23 protein-coding genes are annotated in these 26,323 nt (G+C 62.7%); 19 read left to right on the forward strand and 4 right to left on the reverse strand.

Translation table 11 applies throughout. The annotated features are described in order from the left end of the window. Window positions 1-243: 243 nt before the first annotated feature. From puuE to MOP87_RS13645, 7 genes are all read left to right on the forward strand, one after another. Window positions 244-1,170 carry an allantoinase PuuE gene (puuE, locus tag MOP87_RS13615; RefSeq protein WP_027916000.1) on the forward strand — a complete coding sequence of 309 codons (927 nt, stop codon included), beginning with the start codon at window positions 244-246 and terminating at the stop codon, window positions 1,168-1,170. Beyond that, a complete protein-coding gene (gene uraD, locus MOP87_RS13620) occupies window positions 1,170-1,685 on the forward strand; it encodes a 2-oxo-4-hydroxy-4-carboxy-5-ureidoimidazoline decarboxylase (protein ID WP_027915999.1) in 516 nt (171 codons plus the stop codon). Before puuE ends, uraD begins: the two co-directional genes overlap by 1 nt. Before the next feature lie 49 nt (window positions 1,686-1,734). Beyond that, window positions 1,735-2,238: an ureidoglycolate lyase gene (locus tag MOP87_RS13625; RefSeq protein WP_023535901.1), complete on the forward strand. Its 504-nt coding sequence runs from the start codon at window positions 1,735-1,737 to the stop codon at window positions 2,236-2,238. A 59-nt stretch (window positions 2,239-2,297) separates the two neighbouring features. Beyond that, entirely contained in the window at window positions 2,298-3,611 is a 1,314-nt protein-coding gene (locus MOP87_RS13630; protein ID WP_049695643.1) for a urate hydroxylase PuuD, read from the forward strand. Between the two features lie 159 nt (window positions 3,612-3,770). Then, window positions 3,771-5,126: a nucleobase:cation symporter-2 family protein gene (locus MOP87_RS13635; RefSeq protein ID WP_023535929.1), complete on the forward strand. Its 1,356-nt coding sequence runs from the start codon at window positions 3,771-3,773 to the stop codon at window positions 5,124-5,126. 133 nt (window positions 5,127-5,259) lie between these two features. After that, the gene (locus MOP87_RS13640) at window positions 5,260-6,045 is read left to right on the forward strand and encodes an outer membrane protein OmpK (protein WP_027915997.1); all 786 of its coding nucleotides are present in this window, start codon (window positions 5,260-5,262) and stop codon (window positions 6,043-6,045) included. Window positions 6,046-6,399: 354 nt separating this feature from the next. Beyond that, on the forward strand, window positions 6,400-7,182 hold the full coding sequence (locus MOP87_RS13645) for an outer membrane protein OmpK (protein WP_027915996.1): 783 nt from the start codon (window positions 6,400-6,402) through the stop codon (window positions 7,180-7,182). Between the two features lie 53 nt (window positions 7,183-7,235). On the opposite strand, the gene MOP87_RS13650 is transcribed toward MOP87_RS13645, so the two are convergent. Further along, window positions 7,236-8,156 (reverse strand): DUF808 domain-containing protein, encoded by a 921-nt coding sequence (locus MOP87_RS13650; RefSeq protein ID WP_110607427.1) that lies wholly within the window; start codon window positions 8,154-8,156, stop codon window positions 7,236-7,238. A gap of 303 nt (window positions 8,157-8,459) precedes the next feature. Here MOP87_RS13650 and poxB point away from each other — a divergent pair, with 303 nt between their 5' ends. Both poxB and MOP87_RS13660 read left to right on the forward strand, forming a co-directional pair. Then, on the forward strand, window positions 8,460-10,184 hold the full coding sequence (gene poxB / locus MOP87_RS13655; protein ID WP_033695150.1) for a ubiquinone-dependent pyruvate dehydrogenase: 1,725 nt from the start codon (window positions 8,460-8,462) through the stop codon (window positions 10,182-10,184). A gap of 125 nt (window positions 10,185-10,309) precedes the next feature. Then, window positions 10,310-10,921, forward strand: a complete 612-nt coding sequence (locus MOP87_RS13660; protein ID WP_023535917.1) for a TetR/AcrR family transcriptional regulator — start codon at window positions 10,310-10,312, stop codon at window positions 10,919-10,921. Window positions 10,922-11,002: 81 nt separating this feature from the next. Here the strand turns inward: MOP87_RS13660 and MOP87_RS13665 are convergent, their stop codons facing one another. Then, entirely contained in the window at window positions 11,003-11,443 is a 441-nt protein-coding gene (locus MOP87_RS13665; protein WP_023535891.1) for a heme-binding protein, read from the reverse strand. 246 nt (window positions 11,444-11,689) lie between these two features. Between MOP87_RS13665 and gcl the strand changes: the two genes are divergently transcribed. The 8 genes from gcl (at window position 11,690) to MOP87_RS13705 (ending at window position 21,261) form a co-directional block, all read left to right on the forward strand. Continuing rightward, window positions 11,690-13,465 (forward strand): glyoxylate carboligase, encoded by a 1,776-nt coding sequence (gene gcl, locus MOP87_RS13670; RefSeq protein ID WP_027915992.1) that lies wholly within the window; start codon window positions 11,690-11,692, stop codon window positions 13,463-13,465. A gap of 49 nt (window positions 13,466-13,514) precedes the next feature. Continuing rightward, window positions 13,515-14,297, forward strand: coding sequence for a hydroxypyruvate isomerase (hyi, locus tag MOP87_RS13675; protein ID WP_242809646.1), 783 nt, complete (start codon window positions 13,515-13,517; stop codon window positions 14,295-14,297). Window positions 14,298-14,341: 44 nt separating this feature from the next. Further along, entirely contained in the window at window positions 14,342-15,235 is an 894-nt protein-coding gene (locus tag MOP87_RS13680; protein WP_027915990.1) for a 2-hydroxy-3-oxopropionate reductase, read from the forward strand. A gap of 177 nt (window positions 15,236-15,412) precedes the next feature. After that, a complete protein-coding gene (locus tag MOP87_RS13685) occupies window positions 15,413-16,687 on the forward strand; it encodes a glycerate kinase (protein ID WP_023535914.1) in 1,275 nt (424 codons plus the stop codon). Continuing rightward, a complete protein-coding gene (gene pyk, locus MOP87_RS13690) occupies window positions 16,684-18,099 on the forward strand; it encodes a pyruvate kinase (protein ID WP_242809648.1) in 1,416 nt (471 codons plus the stop codon). Before MOP87_RS13685 ends, pyk begins: the two co-directional genes overlap by 4 nt. Window positions 18,100-18,309: 210 nt before the next feature. Next, window positions 18,310-19,185 (forward strand): urea transporter, encoded by an 876-nt coding sequence (locus MOP87_RS13695; RefSeq protein WP_028687972.1) that lies wholly within the window; start codon window positions 18,310-18,312, stop codon window positions 19,183-19,185. Window positions 19,186-19,229: 44 nt separating this feature from the next. Further along, window positions 19,230-20,054 (forward strand): ion transporter, encoded by an 825-nt coding sequence (locus MOP87_RS13700; RefSeq protein ID WP_028687973.1) that lies wholly within the window; start codon window positions 19,230-19,232, stop codon window positions 20,052-20,054. Window positions 20,055-20,262: 208 nt separating this feature from the next. Then, complete coding sequence (locus MOP87_RS13705) at window positions 20,263-21,261, forward strand: sulfate ABC transporter substrate-binding protein (RefSeq protein WP_049695637.1); 999 nt, start codon at window positions 20,263-20,265, stop codon at window positions 21,259-21,261. 105 nt (window positions 21,262-21,366) lie between these two features. On the opposite strand, the gene MOP87_RS13710 is transcribed toward MOP87_RS13705, so the two are convergent. Then, the gene (locus tag MOP87_RS13710) at window positions 21,367-22,293 is read right to left on the reverse strand and encodes a class I SAM-dependent methyltransferase (protein WP_027915985.1); all 927 of its coding nucleotides are present in this window, start codon (window positions 22,291-22,293) and stop codon (window positions 21,367-21,369) included. Between the two features lie 501 nt (window positions 22,294-22,794). Between MOP87_RS13710 and MOP87_RS13715 the strand changes: the two genes are divergently transcribed. Further along, window positions 22,795-24,327, forward strand: coding sequence for an NCS1 family nucleobase:cation symporter-1 (locus tag MOP87_RS13715; protein ID WP_028687974.1), 1,533 nt, complete (start codon window positions 22,795-22,797; stop codon window positions 24,325-24,327). A gap of 16 nt (window positions 24,328-24,343) precedes the next feature. Beyond that, the gene (locus tag MOP87_RS13720) at window positions 24,344-25,072 is read left to right on the forward strand and encodes an aspartate/glutamate racemase family protein (RefSeq protein ID WP_027915983.1); all 729 of its coding nucleotides are present in this window, start codon (window positions 24,344-24,346) and stop codon (window positions 25,070-25,072) included. 54 nt (window positions 25,073-25,126) lie between these two features. On the opposite strand, the gene MOP87_RS13725 is transcribed toward MOP87_RS13720, so the two are convergent. Further along, entirely contained in the window at window positions 25,127-26,320 is a 1,194-nt protein-coding gene (locus MOP87_RS13725) for a D-amino acid dehydrogenase (protein WP_028687975.1), read from the reverse strand. Between the last annotated feature and the right edge of the window lie 3 nt (window positions 26,321-26,323).

Here is a 26,323-nt window from a genome sequence, read left to right on the forward strand (position 1 = left end):
AAGCCGATGCCCTTGTGGGCCATGGCACCAGCGTGAATTAAGCGGGACACTGCGTCTTCGCCTTGCTTAGCTGACCAAGTGGGCAGGTTTCTTGCAAGGTATCCAGACGCGACACCTGGTCATAAATACGGAAATTCGGACTTACAAAAGAATTCATAAGTTGTATACAATCATTGCATCCGGTGGTGCGACACAGCGACGCGGCCCGCCACCCTGCCCACACGTACAAGAAGGAAGACTGCAGTGAGCGCTGACTACCCTCGCGACATGATCGGTTACGGCAATAACCCTCCTCACCCGCACTGGCCAGGCAACGCCCGCATTGCGCTGTCGTTCGTGCTCAACTACGAAGAAGGCGGCGAGCGCAACATCCTGCATGGTGACAAGGAATCCGAAGCCTTCCTCTCCGAGATGGTCGCGGCCCAGCCGTTGCAGGGCGTACGCAACCAGAGCATGGAGTCGCTCTATGAATACGGTAGCCGCGCAGGCGTATGGCGCCTGCTCAAGCTGTTTAAAGACAGCGGCATCCCCTTGACCATCTTCGCCGTGGCCATGGCCGCCCAGCGCCACCCCGACGTCATCCGCGCCATGGTCCAGGCTGGTCATGAAATCTGCAGCCACGGCTACCGCTGGATCGACTACCAGTACATGGACGAGGCCCAGGAGCGCGAGCACATGCTCGAAGCCATCCGCATCCTGACCGAAATCACTGGCGAACGCCCGCTGGGCTGGTACACCGGCCGCACCGGCCCCAACACCCGTCGGCTAGTCATGGAAGAAGGCGGCTTTCTCTACGACAGCGACACCTATGACGACGACTTGCCCTACTGGGAGCCGAACAATCCCACCGGCAAGCCGCACCTGGTCATCCCTTACACCCTGGACACCAATGACATGCGCTTCACCCAGGTCCAGGGCTTCAACTGTGGCGAGCAGTTCTACCAGTACCTCAAGGACGCCTTCGACGTACTGTACGCCGAAGGCGCCGAGGCGCCGAAGATGCTCTCCATCGGCCTGCATTGCCGCCTGGTCGGCCGGCCGGCACGCCTGGCAGCGCTCAAGCGTTTCGTCGACTACGCCAAAAGCCACGAGCAGGTATGGTTCGCCCGCCGTGTCGACATTGCCCGCCACTGGCAAGCCACCCACCCGTACCAGAAAGAGACCGTCTGATGACCACCTTCAAGACCCTCAAGCCGTCCACCCTTGACCGTGACGCGTTCGTTCACGCCTTCGCCGACATCTACGAGCACTCGCCCTGGGTTGCCGAGAAGGCCTACGACCTCGGCCAATTGGACGAACTGGACAACGTGCACGCGCTGCACCAGCGCATGAGCGACATCCTGCTGAGCGCACCTCACGCCGACCAACTGGCCTTGATCAACGCCCACCCGGACCTGGCCGGCAAGGCTGCCGTCCAGGGTGAACTGACCGCCTCGAGCACCAACGAACAGGCCGGGGCCGGTATTCACCAATGCACCGCCGAGGAATTCGCGCGCTTCACCTCGCTCAACGAGGCGTACAAGGCCAAGTTCCAGTTCCCGTTCATCATGGCCGTCAAGGGCAGCGACCGGCACCAGATCCTGGCCTCGTTCGAACAGCGCATCCACAACGATGCGAAGGCCGAGTTCGCCGAGGCGCTCAAGCAGATCAACCAGATCGCCCTGTTCCGCCTGCAACAGCTGTAAGCGACCGACGATTCTTTACAGAACAACGCACAATAGAAGAGATAACCGCATGCGCACCCTGATGATCGAGCCCCTGACCAAAGAAGCCTTCGCCCCTTTCGGTGACGTGATCGAAACCGATGGCAGCGACCACTTCATGATCAACAACGGCTCGACCATGCGCTTTCACAAGCTCGCCACGGTCGAGACCGCCGAGCCTGAAGACAAGGCGATCATCAGTATTTTCCGCGCCGACGCGCTGGAAATGCCGCTGACCGTGCGCATGCTCGAACGCCATCCGCTGGGCAGCCAGGCTTTCATTCCGCTGCTCGGCAACCCCTTTCTGATCGTGGTCGCGCCACTTGGCGATGCACCTGTATCAGGCTTGGTCCGCGCCTTCCGCAGCAACGGCAGGCAGGGCGTCAATTACCATCGCGGCGTCTGGCACCACCCGGTGCTGACGATCGAAAAGCGGGATGACTTCCTGGTGGTTGATCGCAGTGGTTCTGGCAACAACTGCGATGAGCATTACTTCAGCGAGGAACAGATGCTGATCCTCAACCCCCACCAATAAGAAAAGGTCGGTCATGCCAGGGCACTGCCCGCGCCTGTGACCGGCAAGAGGTACATACTGTGGAAGCACACCTTCACGAGTGGCTGAACCTGAGCATTCGCTGGGTTCACATGATCACCGGCGTGGCCTGGATCGGTGCATCGTTCTACTTTGTCTGGCTGGAGAACCACCTGAATCGAAGCAACCCGCGCGATGGGTTGTCAGGTGACCTCTGGGCCATCCATGGCGGTGGCATCTACCACCTGGAAAAATACAAGCTCGCCCCGCCGAAAATGCCCGAGAACCTGCACTGGTTCAAATGGGAAGCCTACTTCACCTGGATGTCCGGCATTGCCCTGCTGTGCGTGGTGTTCTACTGGAATCCCACCTTGTACCTGCTGGCACCGGGTAGCACCCTCAGTGGCGCCGAGGGCGTGGCGATCGGTATCGGGTCGCTGGTCGTGGGCTGGTTCGTCTACGATTTCCTGTGCGACTCGCCCCTGGGCAAGCGCCCTGCCCTGCTCGGTGCGGTGCTGTTCGTGCTGATCATTGCCGCCTGCTGGGGCTTCAGCCTGGTGTTCAGTGGCCGCGGCGCCTACCTGCACACGGGCGCGATCATCGGCACCATCATGGTCGGCAACGTGTTCCGTATCATCATGCCGGCCCAGCGCCAGCTGGTGGCTGCCATCGAGAACAACCAGACCCCGGACCCGGTCTTGCCGGCCAAGGGCCTGCTGCGGTCACGCCACAACAACTACTTCACGCTGCCGGTGCTGTTCATCATGATCAGCAACCACTTCCCCAGCACCTACGGCAGCCAGTACAACTGGCTGATCCTGGCGGGGATCGCAGTGGCGGCGGTGTTGATCCGTCACTACTTCAACACCCGTCACGACAGCAACAAGTACGCCTGGACGCTGCCGGTCGGTGCCCTGGCCATGATCTGCCTGGCCTATGTCACCGGTCCCAAGCCAATGCCGGTCAGCCCGGAACAGGCCGCTGCCAAGATCGAATACCAGCCGTTGCCAGCCACGGCCGTGGGCGGCAAAACGGCCGCCGAGCGCCACGCCGAAGACGCGGCCAAGCCCGCCGAACCGGCGGTGCCGGCCGAGGCGACGGCGCAGGCCGGCGGTGACAGCTTCGAGAAGATCCATCACGTGATCCAGGAACGCTGCACCGTGTGCCACTCCTCGAAACCGACCAGCCCACTGTTCAGCGCCGCTCCAGGTGGCGTGATGTTCGACACACCGCAACAGATCCAGGCCCAGGCCGCGCGCATCCAGGCGCAAGCGGTTGCCAGCCAGATCATGCCGCTGGGCAACATCACGCAGATGACCACCGAGGAGCGCAAGCTAGTAGGCGACTGGATCGCCAAGGGCGCGCCGGTCAACTGAGCGTAATTGGCTACACCGCATAACGTCGTACGCAAGCATCGAGCGCAGGCGCTGGCACAGGCTTCAAACAAGGCGATCTTCAGGTTGAAGACCGCCATTTGAAGCCTGGGCTCGCCCGCCGCTTGGATCCGAGAATAAAAACAAAACTCGAGGTGCTGCATGTCCGAGTCATCCAAGGCGTCTATTCCGGTAGCGCCGCCGCGACAGCCCCTGCCCCTGTTCCAGCTCTTTCTGGTTGGCCTGCAACATGTGCTTCTGATGTATGGCGGCGCCATCGCGGTACCGCTGATCATCGGCCAGGCTGCAGGCCTGTCCCGCGAAGAAGTTGCCTTTCTGATCAACGCCGACCTGCTGGTCGCCGGCGTCGCCACCCTGGTGCAGTCGCTGGGCATCGGCCCTGTGGGTATTCGCATGCCCGTGATGATGGGGGCCAGCTTTGCCGCCGTCGGCAGCATGGTGGCCATGGCCGGCATGCCCGGCGTGGGCCTGCAGGGCATCTTCGGGGCCACCATTGCCGCAGGCTTCTTCGGCATGCTGGTCGCGCCCTTCATGTCCAAGGTGGTGAGGTTCTTCCCGCCGCTGGTGACCGGCACGGTGATCACGTCCATTGGCCTGTCGCTGTTCCCCGTGGCGGTGAACTGGGCCGGAGGCGGCCAGCAAGCGACCACCTTCGGCTCACCGATCTATCTGCTGGTCGCCGGCCTGGTGCTGGCAGTGATTCTGCTGATCAACCGTTTCATGCGGGGCTTCTGGGTCAACGTGTCGGTGCTGGTGGGGATGGGCCTGGGTTACCTGCTGGCGGGGTCGATCGGCATGGTCGACCTCTCGGGCCTGGGGGCTACCCCCTGGCTGCAGGTGGTCACGCCGCTGCACTTTGGCATGCCCACCTTCAGCCTGGCCCCGATCCTGTCGATGTGCCTGGTGGTGGTGATCATTTTCGTCGAATCCACGGGCATGTTCCTGGCCCTGGGCAAGGTCACCGACCGTGAAGTCACCCCAGGCATGCTGCGCCGGGGGCTGCTGTGCGACGCAGGCGCCTCTTTCATCGCAGGCTTTTTCAACACCTTCACCCATTCCTCGTTCGCCCAGAACATCGGCCTGGTGCAGATGACCGGCGTACGCTGCCGTTTCGTCACGGTGGTGGCCGGCGGCTTGCTGGTGGTGCTCAGCTTGCTGCCCAAGGCGGCCTACCTGATCGCCTCGATCCCGCCAGCGGTGCTGGGCGGCGCGTCCATTGCCATGTTCGGCATGGTCACTGCCACGGGCATCAAGATCCTCCAGGAAGCGGACATCGGCGATCGGCGCAATCAGTTGCTGGTTGCGGTCAGCGTCGGTTTCGGTCTGATCCCGGTGGTACGGCCGGAGTTCTTCGCCCAGATGCCCCAGTGGATGGAGCCCATCACCCACAGCGGCATCGCCATGGCCACGGTCAGTGCGCTGGTGCTCAACGTGCTGTTCAACATCCTCGGCGGCGCGGACCGCGCAGCGCACAACGCGCCCTGCCACCCCCACTGAGCCAACGGGCGGCGCCCTGGCCGCCCATGCTTCACGCCTGAATCACTGCTGTGCCGTCGGCCCACTGCGCGTGGGCCGCCCGGGGCGCGCACGCGCCTGACAACCCACAAGAACAACATCCGGGAGCTGTCACATGAACCACATCCCCACCGCCTTGTTGCTGGGCACCAGCCTGCTTGCCAGCGTACCGACCCAGGCCGGCCAATGGCTGCAATGGCACGGCGAGAGCCTGACCTACCTGTACGGCAAGGATTTCAAGATCAACCCTGGCATCCAGCAGACGCTTACCTTCGAGCACGCCAACAAGTGGAAATACGGCGACACGTTCCTGTTTGTCGACAAGATTTTCTACAACGGCAAGGCCGACCCCGGCAAAGGGGTGACCACCTACTACGGCGAGTTCAGCCCTCGCTTCTCGCTGGGCAAGATCCTCGACCGCAAGCTTGCGTTCGGTCCGGTCAAGGACGTGCTGCTGGCCATGACCTACGAGCGTGGCGAAGGTGACAATGAAGCCTACCTGATCGGCCCAGGCTTCGACCTGGACGTGCCAGGTTTCAATTACTTCGTGCTCAATTTCTACGTGCGCAATACCGAGGGCAGCCGCCCCGGCGACAACGTATGGCAAATCACGCCCGCCTGGTCCTACACCGTGCCACTGGGCAAATCCGACATTCTGATAGACGGCTACATGGACTGGGTGACCGACAACGACCAGAACCGACGGGGCACCTATCACGCCAACCTGCACTTCAACCCGCAGGTGAAATACGACCTGGGCAAGGCGCTGAGCCTGGGCGACAAGCAGCTGTACGTGGGCTTGGAGTACAGCTACTGGAAAGACAAATACGGCATCGACAGCCGGGGCGCCCTGGACAGCAATCAGAGCGTGGCCAGTGCCTTGATCAAGGTACACTTCTGACAACCTGACCACATGCACAGGTTTGCTCCACCGTGCTCCATGACGGAGCACTTGAGGCCAGGCGCGCAAGCCAGTAATCTGCGCGCCCCCTCGATCAGGGCAGGACGGATTCTGCCTGCGTTTACTGACCGCTCAGTCAATGAATTCGGGCGGTTGGCCAACGTGTTGCCAGCCTGAAAGACCCTTTTCATCCGTTCAGAACGACGTCGAGCAGGACGGTTTCGCCAACCGGGAAGAAGTTGGCTCAACCCTTGCCAGACAGCTGTGGCCCATCGAAAAAAGCTGACTACAAAGACAGAAAAAGCGCCAACACCGAGCGCTGACAACAGATCAACCAAGGGAGCGACATCCGCAATGCGTACCATCAACAGCCTGATCCTCGCCGGCGGCCTGCTGGCCTGTGGCACCACCTTCGCCGGCGACCTGCTGCAGTGGCAGAGCAACAGCTTGACCTACCTGTGGGGCAAGAACTTCAAGGTCAATCCGTCGACCCAACAGACCCTGACCTTCGAGCACGCCGACGGCTGGAAGTACGGCGATAACTTCCTGTTCGTCGACAAGATCTTCTACCAAGGCCAGAAGGACGCCGGCAACGGCCCCAACACCTACTACGGCGAGATCAGCCCGCGGCTGTCGTTCAACAAGATCTTCGATCAGAAGCTGTCCTTCGGGCCGGTCAAGGACGTGCTGCTGGCCATGACCTACGAGTTTGGCGAGGGCGACACGGAAGCCTACCTGATCGGCCCCGGTTTCGACCTGGACATCCCAGGCTTCGACTACTTCCAGCTGAACTTCTACCAGCGCACCACCGACGGCAGCCGCCCTGGCGACAATGTCTGGCAGATCACCCCGGTGTGGGCCTACACCATCCCGGTCGGCGCCTCCGACGTGTTGATCGATGGCTTCATGGACTGGGTGGTGGACAACGATGAAAACCGCCGTGGCACCTACCACGCCAACCTGCACTTCAACCCGCAGATCAAGTATGACCTGGGCAAAGCCATGCACCTGGGCGAGAAGCAGCTGTACGTGGGTGTGGAATACGACTACTGGAAGAACAAATACGGCATCAAGGATTCCGGCGCCTTCACCACTGACCAGAACACCATGAGCTTCCTGGTCAAGGTGCTGTTCTGATCACGGCATGATGACGGGGCCGCCTGGCGGCCCCTTTGCCCAAGCGTTGTCGCTCAGCCGGTAGCGCGTGCGCGAACCCAAGAGAATCCGCCGACCACCAGCGCTGTCAGGCCGCCAGCGACAGCCCCGACAACCCCGAACACGACGAGCTTGGCCACTGCTTCCCAGCTTCCGCTGTGCGCGACCCAGCCTTCGATGACGTGCTCAAGTGGCGCAATGCCTTCAGTAATGAATGTACCGCCGACCAGAAACATCGCGACCGTGCCGATCCAGGACAGCGCCTTCATCAGGAAAGGCGCGGCCGACACCAGCACTTCACCCAGCTTTCTGACCGCGCGACCCCACATACCCTGGGCTTTGGATTTCGCCAGGGCGAACCCTGCGTCGTCCAGCCGCACGATGCCAGCGACCAGCCCGTACACGCCAATCGTCATCACCAAGGCGATCAAGACCAAGGTCAGAATCTGCTGGTACAGCGGGGCCTCAGCCACCACGTTGAGGGTAATGACGATGATTTCCGCGCTCAGGATGAAGTCGGTCTTGATCGCCCCTTTGACCTTGCGTTTTTCATACGCGGCCAGTTCCTCGGGGGTCTTGGGAAGCGCTTTTTTCCCTTGCCCCTTCGCGCCATGCTCGCTGCGGGAAAACTTGTCCTTGATCGCCTCGAAGCCCTCGTAGCACAGGTACAGGCCGCCGGCCATGAGCAGCCATTTGACCGCCGCCGGCAGCACCGCACTAAGGATCAGGGCGCACGGCACCAGGATGGCCTTGTTCTTCAGAGAGCCTTTGAATACGGCCCATACCACCGGCAGTTCGCGATCGGCCTTCATGCCTGTTACTTGCTCGGCGTTAACGGCCAAGTCATCGCTCAGTACGCTGGCCGACTTCTTGGCCGCGACCTTGGTCATCAACGAGATGTCATCCAACAGGGCCGCGATGTCATCCAACAACGCAAAAAAACTGCTGCCAGCCATTCCATTCATCCTTAGTAGACGCGTGCGATTTCATCATCCTGAAGCGCCTGAATAGCCAGGCGTGCTCCCAGGGCAATCACGATGGCATACAGACCGGCCGGTGGCGGAACAGTTCTGCCGGGCGCGCGCGTGCCGTGGCCTGCCGGCGGCAGATGACCCAGGACGCACACATGGGTTTCAGGGCAGCGTCAGGCACGGGGCAGCGCGCATGACGATTCGTTCATGGACGCAAACGAACAGCCGTGGCCAAGCGCCTGTCTCTATCCCATCGATCACGTTCTTCCATTCGCACCAGGAGTACCCATGGCAAAGCTCAACATGGCCCAGCAGTTGGCCTCGACACTCGAACAAGCCGGTATCAAGCGGATCTGGGGCCTGACCGGCGACAGTCTCAATGGCCTGACCGACGCCCTGCGCAGCATGGACAGCATCGAGTGGATGCACGTGCGCCATGAGGAAGTTGCGGCCTTTGCCGCCGGTGCCGAGGCGGCGGTAACCGGTGAGCTGACGGTGTGCGCGGGTAGTTGCGGGCCGGGCAACCTGCATTTGATCAATGGCCTGTTCGACTGCCACCGCAACCGGGTGCCCGTGCTGGCCATCGCCGCGCAGATCCCCTCCTCGGAGATTGGCCTGAACTACTTCCAGGAAACCCACCCGCAGGAACTGTTCAAGGAATGCAGCCATTTCATCGAACTGGTCAGCAACCCTGCGCAAATGCCGCAGGTGCTGCACCGGGCCATGCGTTCGGCCATCCTCAATCGCGGTGTGGCGGTGGTGGTGATTCCCGGTGACGTCTCGCTGCTGGAGGTCGAGCAGAAACCGGCGGCCTGGCCTACCCTGCAGCAGCCACGCATTTTGCCCACGGACGTCGATCTGCAGCGCCTGACCGAATTGTTGCAAGACAGCCACAAGGTGACCCTGCTGTGCGGCAGCGGCTGCGCAGGTGCGCACGACCAGGTCGTGGCCCTGGCCGATGCACTCGGCGCACCAGTGGTCCATGCGCTGCGCGGTAAGGAGCATGTGGAATGGGACAACCCCTTCGACGTCGGCATGACGGGCTTGATCGGCTTCAGTTCCGGTTACCACGCCATGCTCGGCTGCGACACGCTGGTGATGCTGGGCACCGACTTTCCCTACCGGCAGTTTTTCCCGAGCGACGCCAAGATCGTGCAGGTCGACCGTGACCCGCAAGCGCTGGGGCGACGCGCCACGTTATCGCTGGGTATCGCTGCCGATGTCGGCGAAACCCTCACCGCCCTGCTGCCACGCCTGACGCGCAAGACTGATCGGCGCTTCCTGGATGATGCACTCAAAGCCTATGACAAGGCGCGCCAGGGGCTGGACGATCTGGCGGTACCCTCCAAGGGTGACCGGCCGATCCATCCACAATATGTCACACGCCTGCTCAGCGAACTGGCCACCGAAGACGCGATCTTCACCGCCGACGTCGGTTCGCCCACGGTCTGGGCGGCGCGTTACCTGAAGATGAATGGCCAGCGTCGCCTGGTCGGCTCGTTCAACCACGGCTCGATGGCCAACGCCATGCCACAGGCCATGGGCGCACAGGCGGCCTTCCCGGGGCGCCAGGTGATCTCGATGAGTGGCGATGGTGGGTTCAGCATGCTGATGGGGGACTTCATCTCGCTCGCGCAGCTCAAACTGCCCGTGAAGGTGGTGGTGTTCAATAACGCGTCACTGGGCTTCGTCGCCATGGAAATGAAGGCTGCCGGCTACCTCGATACCGGCACCGACCTGCACAACCCCGATTTTGCCGCCATGTCCAATGCCATGGGCATCCTGGGGATTCGCGTCGAGCGCTCCGAAGACCTGGAGCAGGCCCTGCGCCGTGCGCTGGCCCACGACGGCCCCGTACTGGTCGACGTGGTCACCGCCACCCAAGAACTGGTCATGCCGCCAGCGATCAAGCTGGAGCAGGCCAAGGGCTTTAGCCTGTACATGCTCAAGGCCGTGATGAGCGGGCGCGGCGACGAGGTGCTGGACCTGGCGAAGACCAACCTGCTGCGCTAGCGCCTATGCGCGCGACTGGACGCAAAGGCCCTGCCCAAAGCCGCTGCCTTGAGCCGCCATTGGGCACGGTGCTACCATGCCGGCTGCCTCCTAGAGGTGGCCTGACACGAGGAAGATCCCTGACCATGAGCACCATTCGCGAGCGCAACAAGGAATTGATCCTGCGCGCGGCCAGCGAGGAATTCGCCGACAAGGGCTTCGCAGCCACCAAAACCAGCGATATCGCCGCCAAGGCCGGCCTGCCCAAGCCCAACGTCTACTACTACTTCAAATCCAAGGACAACCTGTACCGCGAGGTGCTGGAAAGCATCATCGCGCCGATCATGCAGGCCTCCACCCCATTCAACGCCGAGGGCGATCCTCGCGAGGTACTGAGCGCGTACATTCGCTCCAAGATCCGGATCTCCCGCGATCTGCCCCATGCTTCGAAAGTATTTGCCAGCGAAATCATGCACGGCGCACCGCACTTGTCGCCCAGCCAGGTGGAACAGCTCAACGAACAGGCGCGGCACAACATCGAGTGCATCCAGCAGTGGATAGACCGCGGCCAGATTGCCCACGTCGATGCGCATCACCTGATGTTCAGCATCTGGGCGGCGACCCAGACTTACGCCGATTTCGACTGGCAGATCTCGGCGGTGACCGGCAAGGCCAAGCTGGCCGACAGCGACTACGACGCTGCGGCCGAAACCATCATCCGCATGGTGCTCAAAGGCTGCGAACCCGAGCCGGCCTGAGCAGCACCACCTTGCCGTTCGCCCTGAATGTGCCCACCTGCGCCGCAGGTTGGGGCATTGAGCAAAGACAGTTTATGCGGGTCAGGCCACCGCGCCCGCATCGGCGCGCAGCCCCAGCGCCTCGATGGCACTGATCGCGCACTGCTCGTCGATATCCGATGTATCCCCGCTGATCCCCACCGCCCCTAGCACCCGCCCATCCTGATCACGCACCAGCACGCCGCCTGGCGCCGGCACGACCGGACGTTCGCCCAATCCGTTGAGCGCGGCGAAGAAAGCCGGCCGTTGCTGCGCATCCAGCGCCAGCAGACGCGAGCCCTTGCCCAGCGCTATCGCCCCCCAGGCCTTGCCCGTTGCGACCTCGGGTCGGATAAGGCTCGCCCCGTCTTCACGCTGCAAGGCAAGCAAGTGCCCACCGGCATCGAGCACCGCCACCGTCAGCGGCGCCGCCTGGATGGTCCGCCCAGCAGCCAATGCGGCGTTTACCAGGCTCAGCGCCAGGTTCAGGTTCAAAGCATTCATGGGAAGGTCCTCTTTTTATTGTGAGAAGCCCTGAGGGCAGTTGAAAACCGATACAGCAATAGAACACAACCGAAAATATTTTTGTATACAATATTTAGATCCAATCGTATTCGATAGCGCAATCACCCCATTTCACGGCCGCATCGACTTACCCGATCAAAACCCATTGACCTGATCACCTGACCGTGAATACACTGAATCGCAACACAGGTTGTATACAATTACAAAATCGATGAGGCACAAATCATGAGCAAAATGAGAGCAATCGATGCAGCCGTACTGGTCATGCGCCGTGAAGGCGTCGTGACTGCGTTCGGCATCCCAGGGGCTGCCATCAACCCGTTGTACTCGGCCCTGAAGAAAGTGGGTGGCATCGATCACGTCCTCGCTCGCCACGTCGAAGGCGCCTCGCACATGGCAGAGGGCTATACCCGTGCCAACCCGGGCAACATCGGCGTTTGCATTGGCACCTCCGGCCCAGCTGGCACGGACATGGTCACCGGCCTTTACAGCGCCAGCGCCGACTCCATCCCGATCCTGTGCATCACTGGCCAGGCGCCGCGCGCCCGCCTGCACAAGGAAGACTTCCAGGCCGTGGACATCACCAGCATCGTCAAGCCCGTCACCAAGTGGGCAACCACCGTGCTGGAGCCTGGCCAGGTGCCGTACGCGTTCCAGAAAGCGTTCTTCGAGATGCGCAGCGGCCGCCCCGGCCCGGTACTGATCGACCTGCCATTCGACGTGCAGATGGCTGAAATCGAATTCGACATCGATGCCTACGAGCCATTGCCCGTGCACAAGCCGTCGGCCACGCGCGTCCAGGCCGAAAAAGCCCTGGCCATGCTCAACGAAGCCGAGCGGCCCTTGCTCGTTGCAGGCGGCGGCATCATCAACGCCGACGCCAGCGACAAACTGGTCGAATTCGCCGAACTGACCGGTGTGCCGGTGATCCCGACCCTAATGGGTTGGGGCACCATCCCCGATGACCACCCGCTGATGGTCGGGATGGTCGGCCTGCAAACCTCTCATCGCTATGGCAACGCCACCCTGCTCAAGTCCGACCTGGTGCTGGGCATCGGCAACCGCTGGGCCAACCGCCACACAGGTTCCGTGGACGTGTACACCGAAGGCCGCAAATTCGTGCATGTGGACATCGAGCCGACCCAGATTGGCCGCGTGTTCACCCCGGACCTGGGCATCGTGTCCGATGCCGGCAAAGCCCTGGATGTGTTCCTGGAAGTCGCCAGGGAATGGCAAGCCGCCGGGAAACTCAAGTGCCGGCAGGCCTGGCTTGAAGACTGCCAGCAGCGCAAGGCCAGCCTGCAGCGCAAGACCCATTTCGACAACGTGCCGGTCAAGCCCCAGCGTGTGTACCAGGAGATGAACCAGGTGTTCGGCAAGGACACCTGCTATGTCAGCACCATCGGGCTGTCGCAGATCGCCGGTGCGCAGTTCCTGCACGTGTACAAGCCACGGCACTGGATCAACTGCGGCCAGGCCGGCCCGCTCGGCTGGACCATTCCTGCAGCACTGGGCGTGGTCAAGGCCGACCCCAAGCGCCAGGTCGTGGCCTTGTCTGGCGACTACGACTTCCAGTTCATGATCGAGGAGCTGGCCGTCGGGGCGCAGTTCAACCTGCCCTACGTCCACGTGCTGGTGAACAACGCCTATCTGGGGCTGATTCGCCAGGCTCAGCGTGGTTTCGACATGGACTACTGTGTACAACTGGCATTCGAGAACATCAACGCCACCGACGCTGCCAGCTATGGCGTCGATCACGTAGCCGTGGTCGAAGGCTTGGGCTGCAAGGCCCTGCGGGTATTCGAGCCGGCCGACATCGCCCCTGCCCTGCTCAAGGCACGGCAAATGGCCGAGCAGTTCCGCGTGCCGGTCGTGGTCGAGATCATTCTTGAACGCGTCACCAACATTTCCATGGGCACCGAGATCAACGCGGTCAACGAATTCGAAGACCTCGCCCTGGTCGGCAACGACGCGCCGACCGCCATCTCGCTGCTGGACTGATCGCCTGACGCCCCGGCTGGTCCGGGGCTCTCAACGCAAGGAGACAACCATGCCTCGCTTCGCTGCCAACCTGTCCATGCTGTTCACCGAGCAGGACTTCCTGGCCCGCTTCAAGGCCGCCGCCGACGCCGGTTTCAGTGGTGTCGAATACCTGTTCCCCTACGATTTCAGCGCTGACGAAATCCAGGCGCAGCTCAAGGCCCATGGCCTGACCCAGGTGCTGTTCAATCTTCCCGCAGGTGACTGGTCCAAGGGTGAGCGTGGCATCACCTGCCACCCCGACCGCGTCGAAGAATTCCGTGCAGGTGTCGACAAGGCCATCGAGTACGCCAAGGTACTGGGCAACACCCAGGTCAACGCCCTGGCTGGGATTCGTCCAGACGGCCCGGACTGCGCCACCGTGCGCAAGACCTTCGTGGAAAACCTGCGCTATGCCGCCGACAAGCTGCAGGCCGCCGGGATTCGTCTGGTCATGGAAATGATCAATACCCGCGACATCCCAGGCTTTTACCTCAACACCACCGATCAGGCGCTGGCCATCCAGGCCGAGGTGGGCAGCGACAACCTGTTCCTGCAGTACGACATCTACCACATGCAGATCATGGAAGGTGACCTGGCGCGCACGCTGGAAGCCAACCTCACGCTGATCAACCACGTGCAGCTGGCCGACAACCCTGGCCGCCATGAACCGGGCACGGGCGAGATCAACTACCGCTTCCTGTTCGAGCACCTGGACCGCATCGGCTACCAGGGCTGGGTGGGGGCTGAGTACAAGCCACTGACCACCACCGAAGCAGGCCTCGGCTGGCTGAAATCACACAACGCGATCTGAGCCCCACCGGGAACGCGAACAACGATAAAAAGAGGTAATTTCTCATGGCTAAAATCGGTTTCATCGGCACCGGCATCATGGGCAAGCCCATGGCCCAGAACCTGCAAAAAGCAGGGCACAGCCTGTTCGTCTCCACCCACCACGATGCGGCTCCAGCCGACCTGATCGCCGACGGCGCCGTGGCCCTGGCCAACCCCAAGGAAGTAGCCCAGGAAGCCGAGTTCATCATCGTCATGGTCCCGGACACCCCACAAGTCGACAGTGTGCTGTTCGGGGAAAACGGCGTCGCCCAGGGCGTGGGACCGAACAAGGTGGTGATCGACATGAGTTCGATTTCCCCGACCGCCACCAAAGCCTTTGCGCAGAAGATCAACGCCACCGGCGCTACCTACCTGGACGCTCCGGTATCCGGAGGTGAAGTGGGTGCCAAGGCCGCGACCCTGAGCATCATGGTCGGCGGTTGCCCGAACGCCTTCGAGCGCGCCCTGCCACTGTTCCAGAGCATGGGCAAGAACATCACCCTGGTAGGCGGTAATGGTGACGGTCAGACGGCGAAAGTGGCCAACCAGATCATCGTCGCCCTGAACATCCAGGCCGTCAGCGAGGCGCTGCTGTTTGCCGCCAAGAACGGCGCAGACCCGGCCAAGGTGCGCGAAGCACTGATGGGCGGTTTCGCCTCGTCGAAAATTCTGGAAGTGCACGCCGAGCGCATGATCAAAGGCACCTTCGACCCAGGTTTTCGCATCAGCCTGCACCAGAAGGACCTCAACCTGGCCCTGCAGGGTGCCCGTGAGCTGGGCATCAACTTGCCCAACACGTCCAACGCGCAGCAGGTGTTCAACACCTGCGCGGCCCTGGGCGGCAGCAACTGGGACCACTCGGCGCTGATCAAGGGCCTGGAGCACATGGCCAACTTCTCGATCCGCGACGACCGCTGATCCGAGCGCCGGTCCTGCCTTGCAGCCCTGCTGCCGGTAAACCGGCACGCCTGTTACGCCTCTTGGCTGAACACAGCCAGGGGTGACCCCGAGCAACACCGCCCCTGGTTCGGCCTGCACGGAGGCTGTTCCAGGGGCGTTCTCGATTGTGCAGAACAACAATAAAGGGAGCCTGCCATGTCGGTCGATCCACAGAAACTGCTGCGTGAGCTATTCGACACAGCCATTGCCGCTGCCCACCCCAGCCACGTGCTCGAACCCTACCTGCCCGCCGACCGCAGTGGCCGGGTGATCGTCATCGGCGCAGGCAAGGCCGCCGCCGCCATGGCTGAGGTGGTCGAAAAGCACTGGCAAGGCGAGGTCAGCGGCCTGGTCGTGACCCGCTACGGCCACGGTGCCAACTGCCAACACATCGAAGTGGTCGAAGCCGCCCACCCGGTGCCTGATGCAGCCGGCCTGGCGGTTGCCAGGCGCGTGCTGGAGCTGGTCGGCAACCTCAGCGAGCAGGATCGGGTGATATTCCTGCTGTCCGGCGGTGGCTCTGCCTTGCTGGCGCTGCCCGCCGCCGACCTGACCCTGGCGGACAAGCAGCACATCAACAAGGCCCTGCTCAAATCCGGCGCCACCATCGGCGAGATGAACTGCGTGCGCAAGCACCTCTCGGCGATCAAGGGTGGGCGCCTGGCCAAGGCCTGCTGGCCGGCCACGGTCTACACCTATGCGATCTCGGACGTGCCGGGCGACCTGGCCACGGTCATCGCATCTGGCCCCACCGTGGCCGACCCGAGCACCTCGGCCCAGGCACTGGCGATCCTCAAACGCTACGCCATCGACGCCCCACAGGCCGTCATCGACTGGCTCAACGACCCGGCCTCCGAAACCCTCAAGGCGGGCGACCCAGCCCTGGCCCGCAGCCATTTCCAGCTGATCGCCAAGCCTCAGCAATCGCTGGAAGCTGCGGCAGTCAAGGCGCGCCAGGCAGGCTTCAGTCCGTTGATATTGGGCGACCTGGAGGGTGAGTCACGGGAAGTGGCCAAGGTGCACGCAGGCATTGCCCGGCAAATCGTCCAGCATGGCCAGCCGCTCAAGGCCCCCTGCGTGATTCTGTCCGGCGGTGAGACCACGGTCACCGTGCGCGGCAATGGGCGCGGCGGGCGCAACGCGGAATTTCTGCTCAGCCTCACCGAAAGCCTCAAGGGCCTGCCGGGCGTCTACGCACTGGCAGGCGATACCGACGGCATCGACGGCTCGGAAGAAAACGCCGGCGCTGTGATGACGCCCAGCAGCTACGCACGCGCCCAAGCCCTGGGCCTTTCTGCCAGCGACGAGCTGGACGACAACAACGGCTACGGCTACTTCGCCGCGCTCGATGCGCTGATCGTCACTGAACCCACGCGCACCAACGTCAACGACTTTCGCGCCATCCTGATTCTCGAGACCGACCCCTCATGACGCCTGACAAGAAAGTGAAAATCCTCGCCACCCTGGGCCCGGCTACCGGTGGCATCGACGCTGTACGGCAACTGGTGGAAGCAGGCGTGAATATCTTTCGCCTGAACTTCAGCCATGGCGAGCACGCCGACCATGCGCTGCGCTATCAATGGATCCGCGAGGTGGAGCAGCAGCTCAACTACCCATTGGGCATCCTCATGGACCTTCAAGGGCCAAAACTGCGGGTGGGTCGTTTTGCCGAAGGCAAGGTGCACCTGCAACGTGGTCAAGCCTTGCGCCTGGACCTGGACAAGACGCCAGGCGACAGCAGCAGGGTCAACCTGCCTCACCCGGAGATCATCGCTGCGCTGGAACCTGGCATGGACCTGCTGCTGGACGACGGCAAGTTGCGGCTGCGCGTGACGGCCAAACACCGTGACGCCATCGTCACCGAGGTGCTGGCAGGTGGGGAGCTGTCCGACCGCAAGGGGGTGAATGTGCCTCAGGCGGTTCTGGACTTGTCGCCCCTGACCGAGAAGGACCGCCGCGACCTGGCGTTCGGCCTGGAGCTTGGCGTGGACTGGGTGGCGCTGTCGTTCGTGCAACGCCCCGAGGACATTGCCGAGGCACGCCGGCTGATCGGCGACCGCGCCTACTTGATGGCCAAGATCGAGAAACCGTCGGCGGTGGAGCAGCTGCAAGCGATCGCCGAGCAGGCCGACGCGATCATGGTGGCCCGGGGCGATCTGGGTGTGGAAGTGCCTGCCGAGAGCGTGCCGCAGATCCAGAAGCGCATCATCGGCACCTGCCGCCAGCTGGGCAAGCCCGTGGTAGTGGCCACGCAGATGCTCGAATCCATGCGCTTCTCCCCTGCTCCGACTCGTGCCGAAGTCACCGACGTGGCCAATGCCGTGGCGGAAGGCGCGGACGCTGTGATGTTGTCGGCGGAGACGGCCTCGGGCGATTACCCGCTCGAAGCCGTGCAGATGATGAGCAAGATCATCCGCCAGGTGGAGAACGGCCCGGACTACCAGGCCCAGCTCGACGTCGGCCGGCCGAAGGCAGAGGCCACCGTATCGGACGCCATCAGCTGCGCCATCCGCCGCATCAGCGGCATCTTGCCGGTGGCGGTGCTGGTCAACTACAGCGAGTCAGGCGCCTCGACCCTGCGTGCTTCGCGCGAGCGGCCACGGGCACCGATCCTCAACCTGACGCCGAACCCGAACACCGCTCGCCGCCTGAGCGTGACCTGGGGCGTGCATTCGGTAGTGAATGACCGCCTACGCCAGGTAGACGAAGTGGTTTCCACTGCGCTGGAAATTGCCCAGGCCCAAGGCATGGCCAGCCGTGGCGACACGCTTCTGATCACTGCCGGTGTGCCTTTCGGCAAGCCAGGGTCGACCAACACGCTGCGGATCGAGACGTTGAACTGAGATTCCCGGGGGCGCTATGCGCCCCCGTCGCGGGTCAAGCCCGCTCCCACAGGAGGCGCGCCGCTCCATGGCACAGCGCAGAGCTTGTAGGAGCGGGCTTGACCCGCGAATGGAGGGCGCAGCCCTCCCCGAACACCGATGTACCGGACCTGCGGTAAATCGAGGCCCAAAGAGGCCCACCGCCCTCCCATCCACCTCACTGACTGCCCCATGTACACCAAAAATTTCGTAAACCCTTGCCCCGACTGGGCGACGGCGATACTCAACGGTTTCAGCCAGGTGCTACTGCTGCGCAACCCCCTGTGCGGCCTGTGCTGCCTGCTGGCCATCCTGCTGACCGCGCCCAACCTGGTCGGTGGCGCCCTGCTCGGCGCCTTGGCCGGCCTGCTCACCGCGCAGCGTCGCGGCTACGACCGTGCTGACCGCCAGGCCGGGCTGTACTGCTACAACAGCGTACTCATAGGCCTGCTGATCAGCGCCGTGCTGCCCTGGTCCGCCATTCTGCCGCCGCTGATCCTCGCTGCCGGCGGGCTGTCCAGCATCATCACCCACCAGTGGCGCAAACGCGGCGGCAAGCTGCTGACTGCCTACACGGCGCCGTTCGTGCTCCTGGGCTGGGGCACGTTGCTGTTCGTACAGACGGTCACCGTACCCGCGGTGGTCGAGGCCGACCTGGCGAGTGCCCTGGCAAGAGGGGTCGGGCAGATCTTCCTGCTCGATCAACCCCTGGCTGGGCTGCTGATCATCGTCGGCCTATTGATCGCCAACCCGTATGCCTGCTTCTGGGCGGTCATAGGCTCTGCCGCAGGTGCAGGCCTGGCACTGCTCGTGGGTGATACGCCGTCGGCATGGATGGGGCTTTATGGTTTCAACGCGGCCCTGGCAGCCCTAGCCTTCAGCCGTCAGGGGGAAAAACCCTGGGTCACGTTGTTGGCCATCGGCCTGGCACTGGCGTTACACCCGCTGTTGAGCAGGCTGCCGTTCCCGGCGCTCACGGCGCCTTTCGTCGCCGCCTGCTGGCTTATCCACTTGGGCAGTCACCTGAAGCTTGGCAAACGCCAGACACCGGGGCGCTTGCATAGCTGAAAGGCACCCCATAGGCTCAGCCGACTTCACGATGGACAGAGCCAATGAACAAACCTGCAAGCCTGCGCGAGCGGCTTTACGTGATCGTCTTCCAGAGCGACACCGTGGCCGGAAGACGCTTCGACAAAACCCTGTTGCTGATCATCCTGGCGAGCCTGGTCACGGTCATCCTGGACAGCATCGATGAGGTGCATCGCGGCTACGGAGGCCTGCTGGCCGCGATCGAGTGGGGCTTCACCGCCATCTTCCTGTGCGAATACATCACGCGGCTGTACTGCTCGCCCCGGCCCCTGCGCTACGCCTTCAGCTTCTACGGCCTGGTCGACCTGCTGGCGATCGTGCCGGGCATCATCGCGCTGTACTACAGTGACGCGCAGTACCTGCTGATCGTGAGGGTCATCCGCATGTTGCGGATCTTCCGTGTACTCAAGCTCAGCCCGTACCTCAAGCAGGCCAATTACCTGCTCGATGCCCTGCGCGGCAGCAAGCAGAAGATCATCGTATTCCTGGTCAGCGTATCGACGCTGGTCACCGTATTCGGCACCCTCATGTACGTGATCGAGGGCCCGGAGCATGGCTTCACGAGCATTCCCAAGGGGATCTACTGGGCCATCGTCACGCTGACCACGGTCGGGTTCGGCGACATCGTGCCTAGAACACCTTTGGGCCAGGTGCTGTCTTCGCTGGTGATGATCATCGGCTACTCGATCATCGCGGTGCCAACCGGGATCTTTACCGCCGAGCTCGCCAATGCCATGCGTGGCGAGCAACTGCAACACCCCTGCCCGACCTGCAGCAAGAAATCCCATGAAAGTGGAGCGGCGTTTTGTGCCCGGTGTGGAAATGCGTTGTTCCCCAAATCCGGTTGAGCGAGGCGCTCATGACGAGATCCGGAGGGCTCCCGCACCTTGGAGGGTGAGGGAGTCATTGAGTGGGCAAAGCCCGTGGACAACTGCCAACACCGCCCATCGGCCAGCACGCATAAGCAAAGACGCATTGATTCTTTAATACCTGAAGAACAAGACGCTATAGTCGCTGGCACATTGCCCCAACATTCATACCTATAAGGAATGCGTCGTGAAAAAGTTTTTCACCGTCTCGCTGGCCGCTGCCAGCCTGGCCTTCGGCACCCTGGCCCACGCTGCCCCGACCCTGCTGAACGTTTCCTACGACGTGATGCGTGATTTCTACAAGGACTACAACCCGGCCTTCCAGAAGCACTGGGAGGCCGAGCATAACGAGAAGGTCACTGTGCAGATGTCCTTCGGTGGCTCCAGCAAACAGGCGCGCGCGGTGATCGATGGCCTGCCGGCCGACGTGATCACCATGAACATGGCCACCGACATCAATGCCTTGGTCGACAACGGCAAATTGATCCCTGACAACTGGGTCACGCGCCTGCCGAACAACAGTGCGCCGTTCACCTCTGCCACGGTGTTCATCGTGCGCAAGGGCAACCCCAAGGCATTGAAGGACTGGCCGGATCTGCTCAAGGACGGCGTACAGGTCATCGTACCCAACCCCAAGACCTCGGGTAACGGCCGCTACACCTACCTGTCGGCGTGGGGCTATGTGCTCAAGCAAGGCGGTGACGAGACCAAGGCGCGTGCGTTCGTCGGCAAGCTGTTCAAGCAGGCGCCAGTGCTGGACACCGGTGGTCGCGCCGCCACTACCACGTTCATGACCAACCAGATTGGCGATGTGCTGGTGACGTTCGAGAACGAAGCGGAAATGATTGCGCGCGAATTCGGTCGCGATCAGTTCGAGGTGGTCTATCCAAGCGTTTCAGCCGAAGCCGAGCCGCCGGTGAGCGTGGTCGATAAAGTTGTGGCCCGTAAAGGCACCCAAGCCGTGGCCGAGGAATACTTGAAGTACCTGTGGTCACCGGCCGCCCAGGAACTCGCCGCCCAGAACTACTTGCGTCCACGCGATGCGACCGTGTTGGCCAAGTACACCGATCGTTTCCCCAAGGTCGAATTCCTCTCGGTCGAGAAGACCTTTGGTGACTGGCGCACTGTGCAGAAAACGCATTTCAACGATGGGGGCGTGTTCGACCAGATCTATACCGGTCAGTGAAGCTGATGGGGCTAGGCCGGCAGTACAGCGGTCCGGGGCTTGAGCTTCGCAACACCCATGAAAGCCGGACGCGGCTGTGGTCCCCTGAATGACGGCCTGCCCCGATCAACCTAACCGAAACACCAACGCCTTCAACCCCCCAGCCGGATCCACATCCGGGAACTCCGGCGGGTTCTGCAGCCGTTCCACGAAGGCGAGGCCGGGCGCGTGCTCGGCCATGCCCTCGATCAAGAACTCAGGCCCTATGCCGGGGTCGTTCACGCAGGCCAGAACCGTCCCACCTTCATTCAACAGCTCAGGCAAGCGGCGCAGGATCTTCGCGTAGTCCTGGGTCAACACGAAGCTGCCGCGCTGGAAGGTGGGCGGATCGATGATGATCAGATCGTAAGGCCCGTATTTGCGCACCTTGCCCCATGACTTGAACAGCTCATGACCCAGGTAGGCCACACGGGACGGGTCATGCTGGTTGAGGCGATGGTTGTCGCGCCCTCGGGACAGTGCCGATTTCGCCATGTCCAGGTTCACCACCTGCTCGGCCCCACCTGCAATCGCCGCCACCGAAAAACCGCAGGTGTAGGCAAACAGGTTCAGCACGCGCTGCCCCTTGGCCTGGGCGCGCACCCACTGGCGACCATGACGCATGTCCAGGAACAGGCCATTGTTCTGACGTACCCCCAGGTCCAGCAGGTAGGTCAGCCCGTCCTCGATCACCTCACGTTGCTGACACGGCTCGCCCACCAGCCACTGACCGGGGCTGTCGGGCAGGTAACGGTGTTGCAGCAGGATCGCCTGGCCCGTCCACTGCTCAAGGTGCGACAGCCGCAACAGCATCGCCTCGAGCTCTGCCAATTGCCCCTCGGGGGGCTCACGGAACAAGGCGACCGACAACACGCCTTGAAGCCAGTCCACCGTGATCTGCTCAAGGCCGGGCCAGCAACGTCCTCGGCCGTGGAAAAGGCGACGGGTTTCTGCAGGGGCGGGGTTCAGGGCGGCAAGCAGATGCTGCTCGAGGGCGGCAATCGGAGAGGTCATGTCAGGTCACATCGGTAAGCGGAGGCGTATTTTACATGGCAAGACCGCCCAAGTGCGCCACCTTGAATTGCCTATTTTTTGTACACACTAATGTCACCTTAAGTGCCATTTTTGTGTGCACTTTCACCACCCATGCCCCGATGTGTTACATGAAGCGCTCACTTAATGCTGACTAACTGATTAACTAAGCCCATGAATTCAAACAATTATTGACTCAATGGTCAGCTTAAAACGCTGATTTTTCAGCTTGTTACTGAAATCTGCACGCTTCCTGAGTGGTCACTGTGGCGATCGCCTGCTCAAGCTGGCATGGAACTGGCTTCCCTGTGCTTGTGTTTTGTATACAAGTTTCACCGAACATAAATACACAAGAACCCGCGACGCCGATTGACCGTCGGCCGCCGCGCCCAGAACCCCGAGATGCCAACGCTGCACCGACGAGATGGCGAGCCCGTGCGCTGCCCGCTCATCGCAGTCAACGTGCATCAGGAGCCCGCCGGAATGAGTAGCAGCCTCAACCTTGCCCCTGAACTATCCGTCGACAGCACCCAGACCCAATCAACCCCGGCCGACACGGTGCCGGACATGGCACTGAGCCCCCGCCTGCACAACCGGGACCTGGCCCCCACCCGCATCGCCGGGCGCCGCTGGGGCCGTTACAGCATCTTCGCCCTGTGGACCAACGATGTGCACAACATCGCCAACTATTCATTCGCCATGGGCCTGTTCGCCCTGGGCCTGGGCGGCTGGCAGATATTGCTGTCGCTGGCCATTGGTGCCGCCCTGGTGTACTTCTTCATGAACCTGTCGGGCTACATGGGGCAGAAGACCGGCGTCCCCTTCCCGGTCATCAGCCGCATCGCCTTCGGCATCCACGGCGCGCAGATCCCGGCGCTGATCCGCGCAGTCATCGCCATCGCCTGGTTCGGTATCCAGACCTACCTGGCCTCGGTGGTCCTGCGCGTGCTGCTCAGCGCCGTCTGGCCGCAGATGGCAGCCTACGACCACGACAGCATCCTTGGCCTGTCCAGCCTGGGCTGGGCCTGTTTCGTGGCCATCTGGCTGGTGCAGTTGGTGATTCTCGCCTACGGCATGGAGATGGTCCGTCGCTACGAAGCTTTCGCAGGCCCTGTCATTCTGGTAACGGTTGCAGCGCTGGCGGTGTTCATGTACTTCAAGGCCGACACACGCATCGCCTGGTCGGTGGCAGAACCCCTGAGCGGTTACGAGATGTGGCGCAACATCTTTGCCGGCGGTGCCTTGTGGCTGGCCATCTATGGCACGCTGGTGCTCAATTTCTGTGATTTCGCCCGTTCCTCGCCGTGCCGCAAGACCATTCGCGTTGGCAATTTCTGGGGCCTGCCGGTGAACATCCTGGTGTTTGCCGTGATCACCGTCGTGCTGTGCGGCGCTCAGTTCAAGATCAACGGCCAGATCATCGACAGCCCAACGCAGATCGTCGCAGCCATTCCAAACACCACCTTCCTGGTGCTGGGCTGCCTGTCGTTCCTCATCGTCACGGTGGCGGTCAATATCATGGCCAACTTCGTGGCACCGGCCTTCGTGCTCAGCAACCTGGCACCGCGTCACCTCAATTTCCGTCGCGCGGGGCTGATCAGCGCCACGCTGGCGGTGCTCATCCTGCCGTGGAACCTGTACAACAGCCCCTTGGTGATCGTCTACTTCCTGTCCGGCCTGGGTGCATTGCTGGGCCCGCTGTACGGGGTGATCATGTCCGACTACTGGCTGCTGCGCAAAGGCTGCATCAACGTCCCGCAGCTCTACAGCGAAGACCCCGCCGGCGCGTATCACTACACCAAGGGCATCAACCTGCGCGCGGTCGCGGCGTTCGTGCCGGCGGCCCTGTTGGCCATCGTGCTGGCCCTGGTACCCAACTTCCACAGCGTCGCGCCCTTCTCGTGGCTGATCGGGGCTGGCATCGCCGCCGCCCTGTACCTGTTGATCGCGCCGCGCAACCGTCATTACCACGACGTCAGCGGCGAATGCATCGCCGTCGACCACAGCAGCCACTGAACAAGGAGGACTGCCCATGCGAATCCTGATTGCCAACGTCAACACCACCGAAGCCATCACCGAGGCCATCGCCGAGCAGGCCCGCGCCGTGGCGGCGCCGGGCACAGAAGTCATCGGCCTTACGCCGTGGTTCGGCGCAGAATCGGTGGAGGGCAATTTCGAGAGTTACCTGGCCGCCATTGCCGTGATGGATCGGGTACTGGCCTATGAGGGCCCCTATGATGCAGTGATCCAGGCCGGTTATGGCGAGCACGGCCGTGAAGGCCTGCAGGAGCTGCTGAACGTGCCGGTGGTGGACATCACCGATGCCGCCGCCAGCACCGCCATGTACCTGGGTCACGCTTACTCGGTGGTCACCACGCTGGACCGTACCGTCCCCTTGATCGAGGACCGCCTCAGGCTTTCCGGGCTGTACGACCGCTGCGCATCGGTACGCGCCAGCGGCCTGGCGGTGCTGGAGCTCGAAGCCGATCCGCAGCGCGCTGTCGAGGCCATCGTCGAACAAGCCGAACGGGCCGTACGTGATGACAAGGCCGAGGTCATCTGCCTGGGATGCGGAGGCATGGCCGGGCTGGACGAGCAGATCCGCCAACGCACCGGGGTACCGGTGGTCGATGGGGTCAGCGCGGCGGTGACCATCGCCGAGTCGTTGGTGCGCCTGGGCCTGAGTACGTCCAAGGTGCGCACCTATGCCACCCCTCGGGCGAAGAAGGTCATAGGCTGGCCAATGCGCGTCGGCCGCTAGGGCACCAGGGCGCAACCTGCGCGGGATCGGCAATCGATCCTGCGCAGGCACTGCTCAACCGATCATTCTGGCCAGCCGCTGGCCACTGCCGCAGGCCAGCGTGAAGCCCAGCGCGCCATGGCCAAGGTTGAGCCAAAGGTTACGGTAAGGCGTTGCGCCTATGATGGGTACACCGGTGGGCGTCGCCGGTCGCATACCGGCCCATTCCACCGCGTGGGCATAATCGGCGGCGTGGGGCAGCGTCTCCAGTGCCAGGCGGCGCATGCTCTGCAAGCGGCGTTTGTCCAGCGCCTCGTCCTGTCCCACGATGTCCACCATGGCCGCGACGCGCAACTGTCGATCCAGCCGGGCATAGACGATCTTGCGCTCGTAGTCCGTCAGGCTGATCTCAAGCGCCCCCTGCCCCGGCACCAGGGGCGCAGTCAGGCTGTACCCTTTGAGTGGATAGATCGGAATGTTCACCCCTGGCACCTTCAGCGCCGCGCTGCGGTAACCTGCGCACAGCACCAACTGGTCGATTGGCAGTTCTTCATGGCCAAGGCGCAGCGCCACCACCTGATGCTCACGGTGAAGCAGTTGCGTCACCGGCTGACCGAGCCGGAACTGGCATTGGCCGCAGGCTTGCAGAGCGGCGGCCAAGCGCAGGCAGAAGGCGTGGCAGTCGCCCACTTCTTCGTCCGGGGTGAAGACGCCGCCCACGAATGGCGACGCCTGCAGCGCCGGTTCCAGCGCCCGCAGCTCAGCGGCGCCGAGTACCTGCTGGCGATCAGGGTCCGTCAGTTGCAGACGGCTGCGCCTGAACTGGGCTTCGCTGCGAAACGCTACGAGCTTGCCGTTGCGGCGCCAGGCAAAATCACCGATTGCCTGGGCTTGGCGCCACTGGGCCAACACGGCCTGGCTTTGCAGGGCAAGGTCAAGCAATACGGCGGCGTTGCGCTGATTGACGCTGCGTCGGCACGCCAGTGTGAAGGCCAGTAACCAGCGCCACTGCGCCGGGTCTAGACGCAAGCGCAGGCGCAGCGGGGAGTCGCCCTGCAACAACCACCCCAGCGCCTGCCACGGCACGCCCGCATCCGCCAGTGGCGCGACGTAGCGGTAGGACAATTGACCACCGTTGGCAAAGCTGGTGGCCGCCCCCAAGGTGTCGTGGGCCTCGATCAATTCAACGCAATGGCCTTCCTGCACCAGCGCATAGGCCGTCGCCAGCCCGATCACGCCGCCCCCGATCACCGTCACCTGCCGCTTCATCGT

The organism is Pseudomonas sp. I3-I5 (assembly GCF_022699445.1).
GTDB lineage: Bacteria > Pseudomonadota > Gammaproteobacteria > Pseudomonadales > Pseudomonadaceae > Aquipseudomonas > Aquipseudomonas fulva.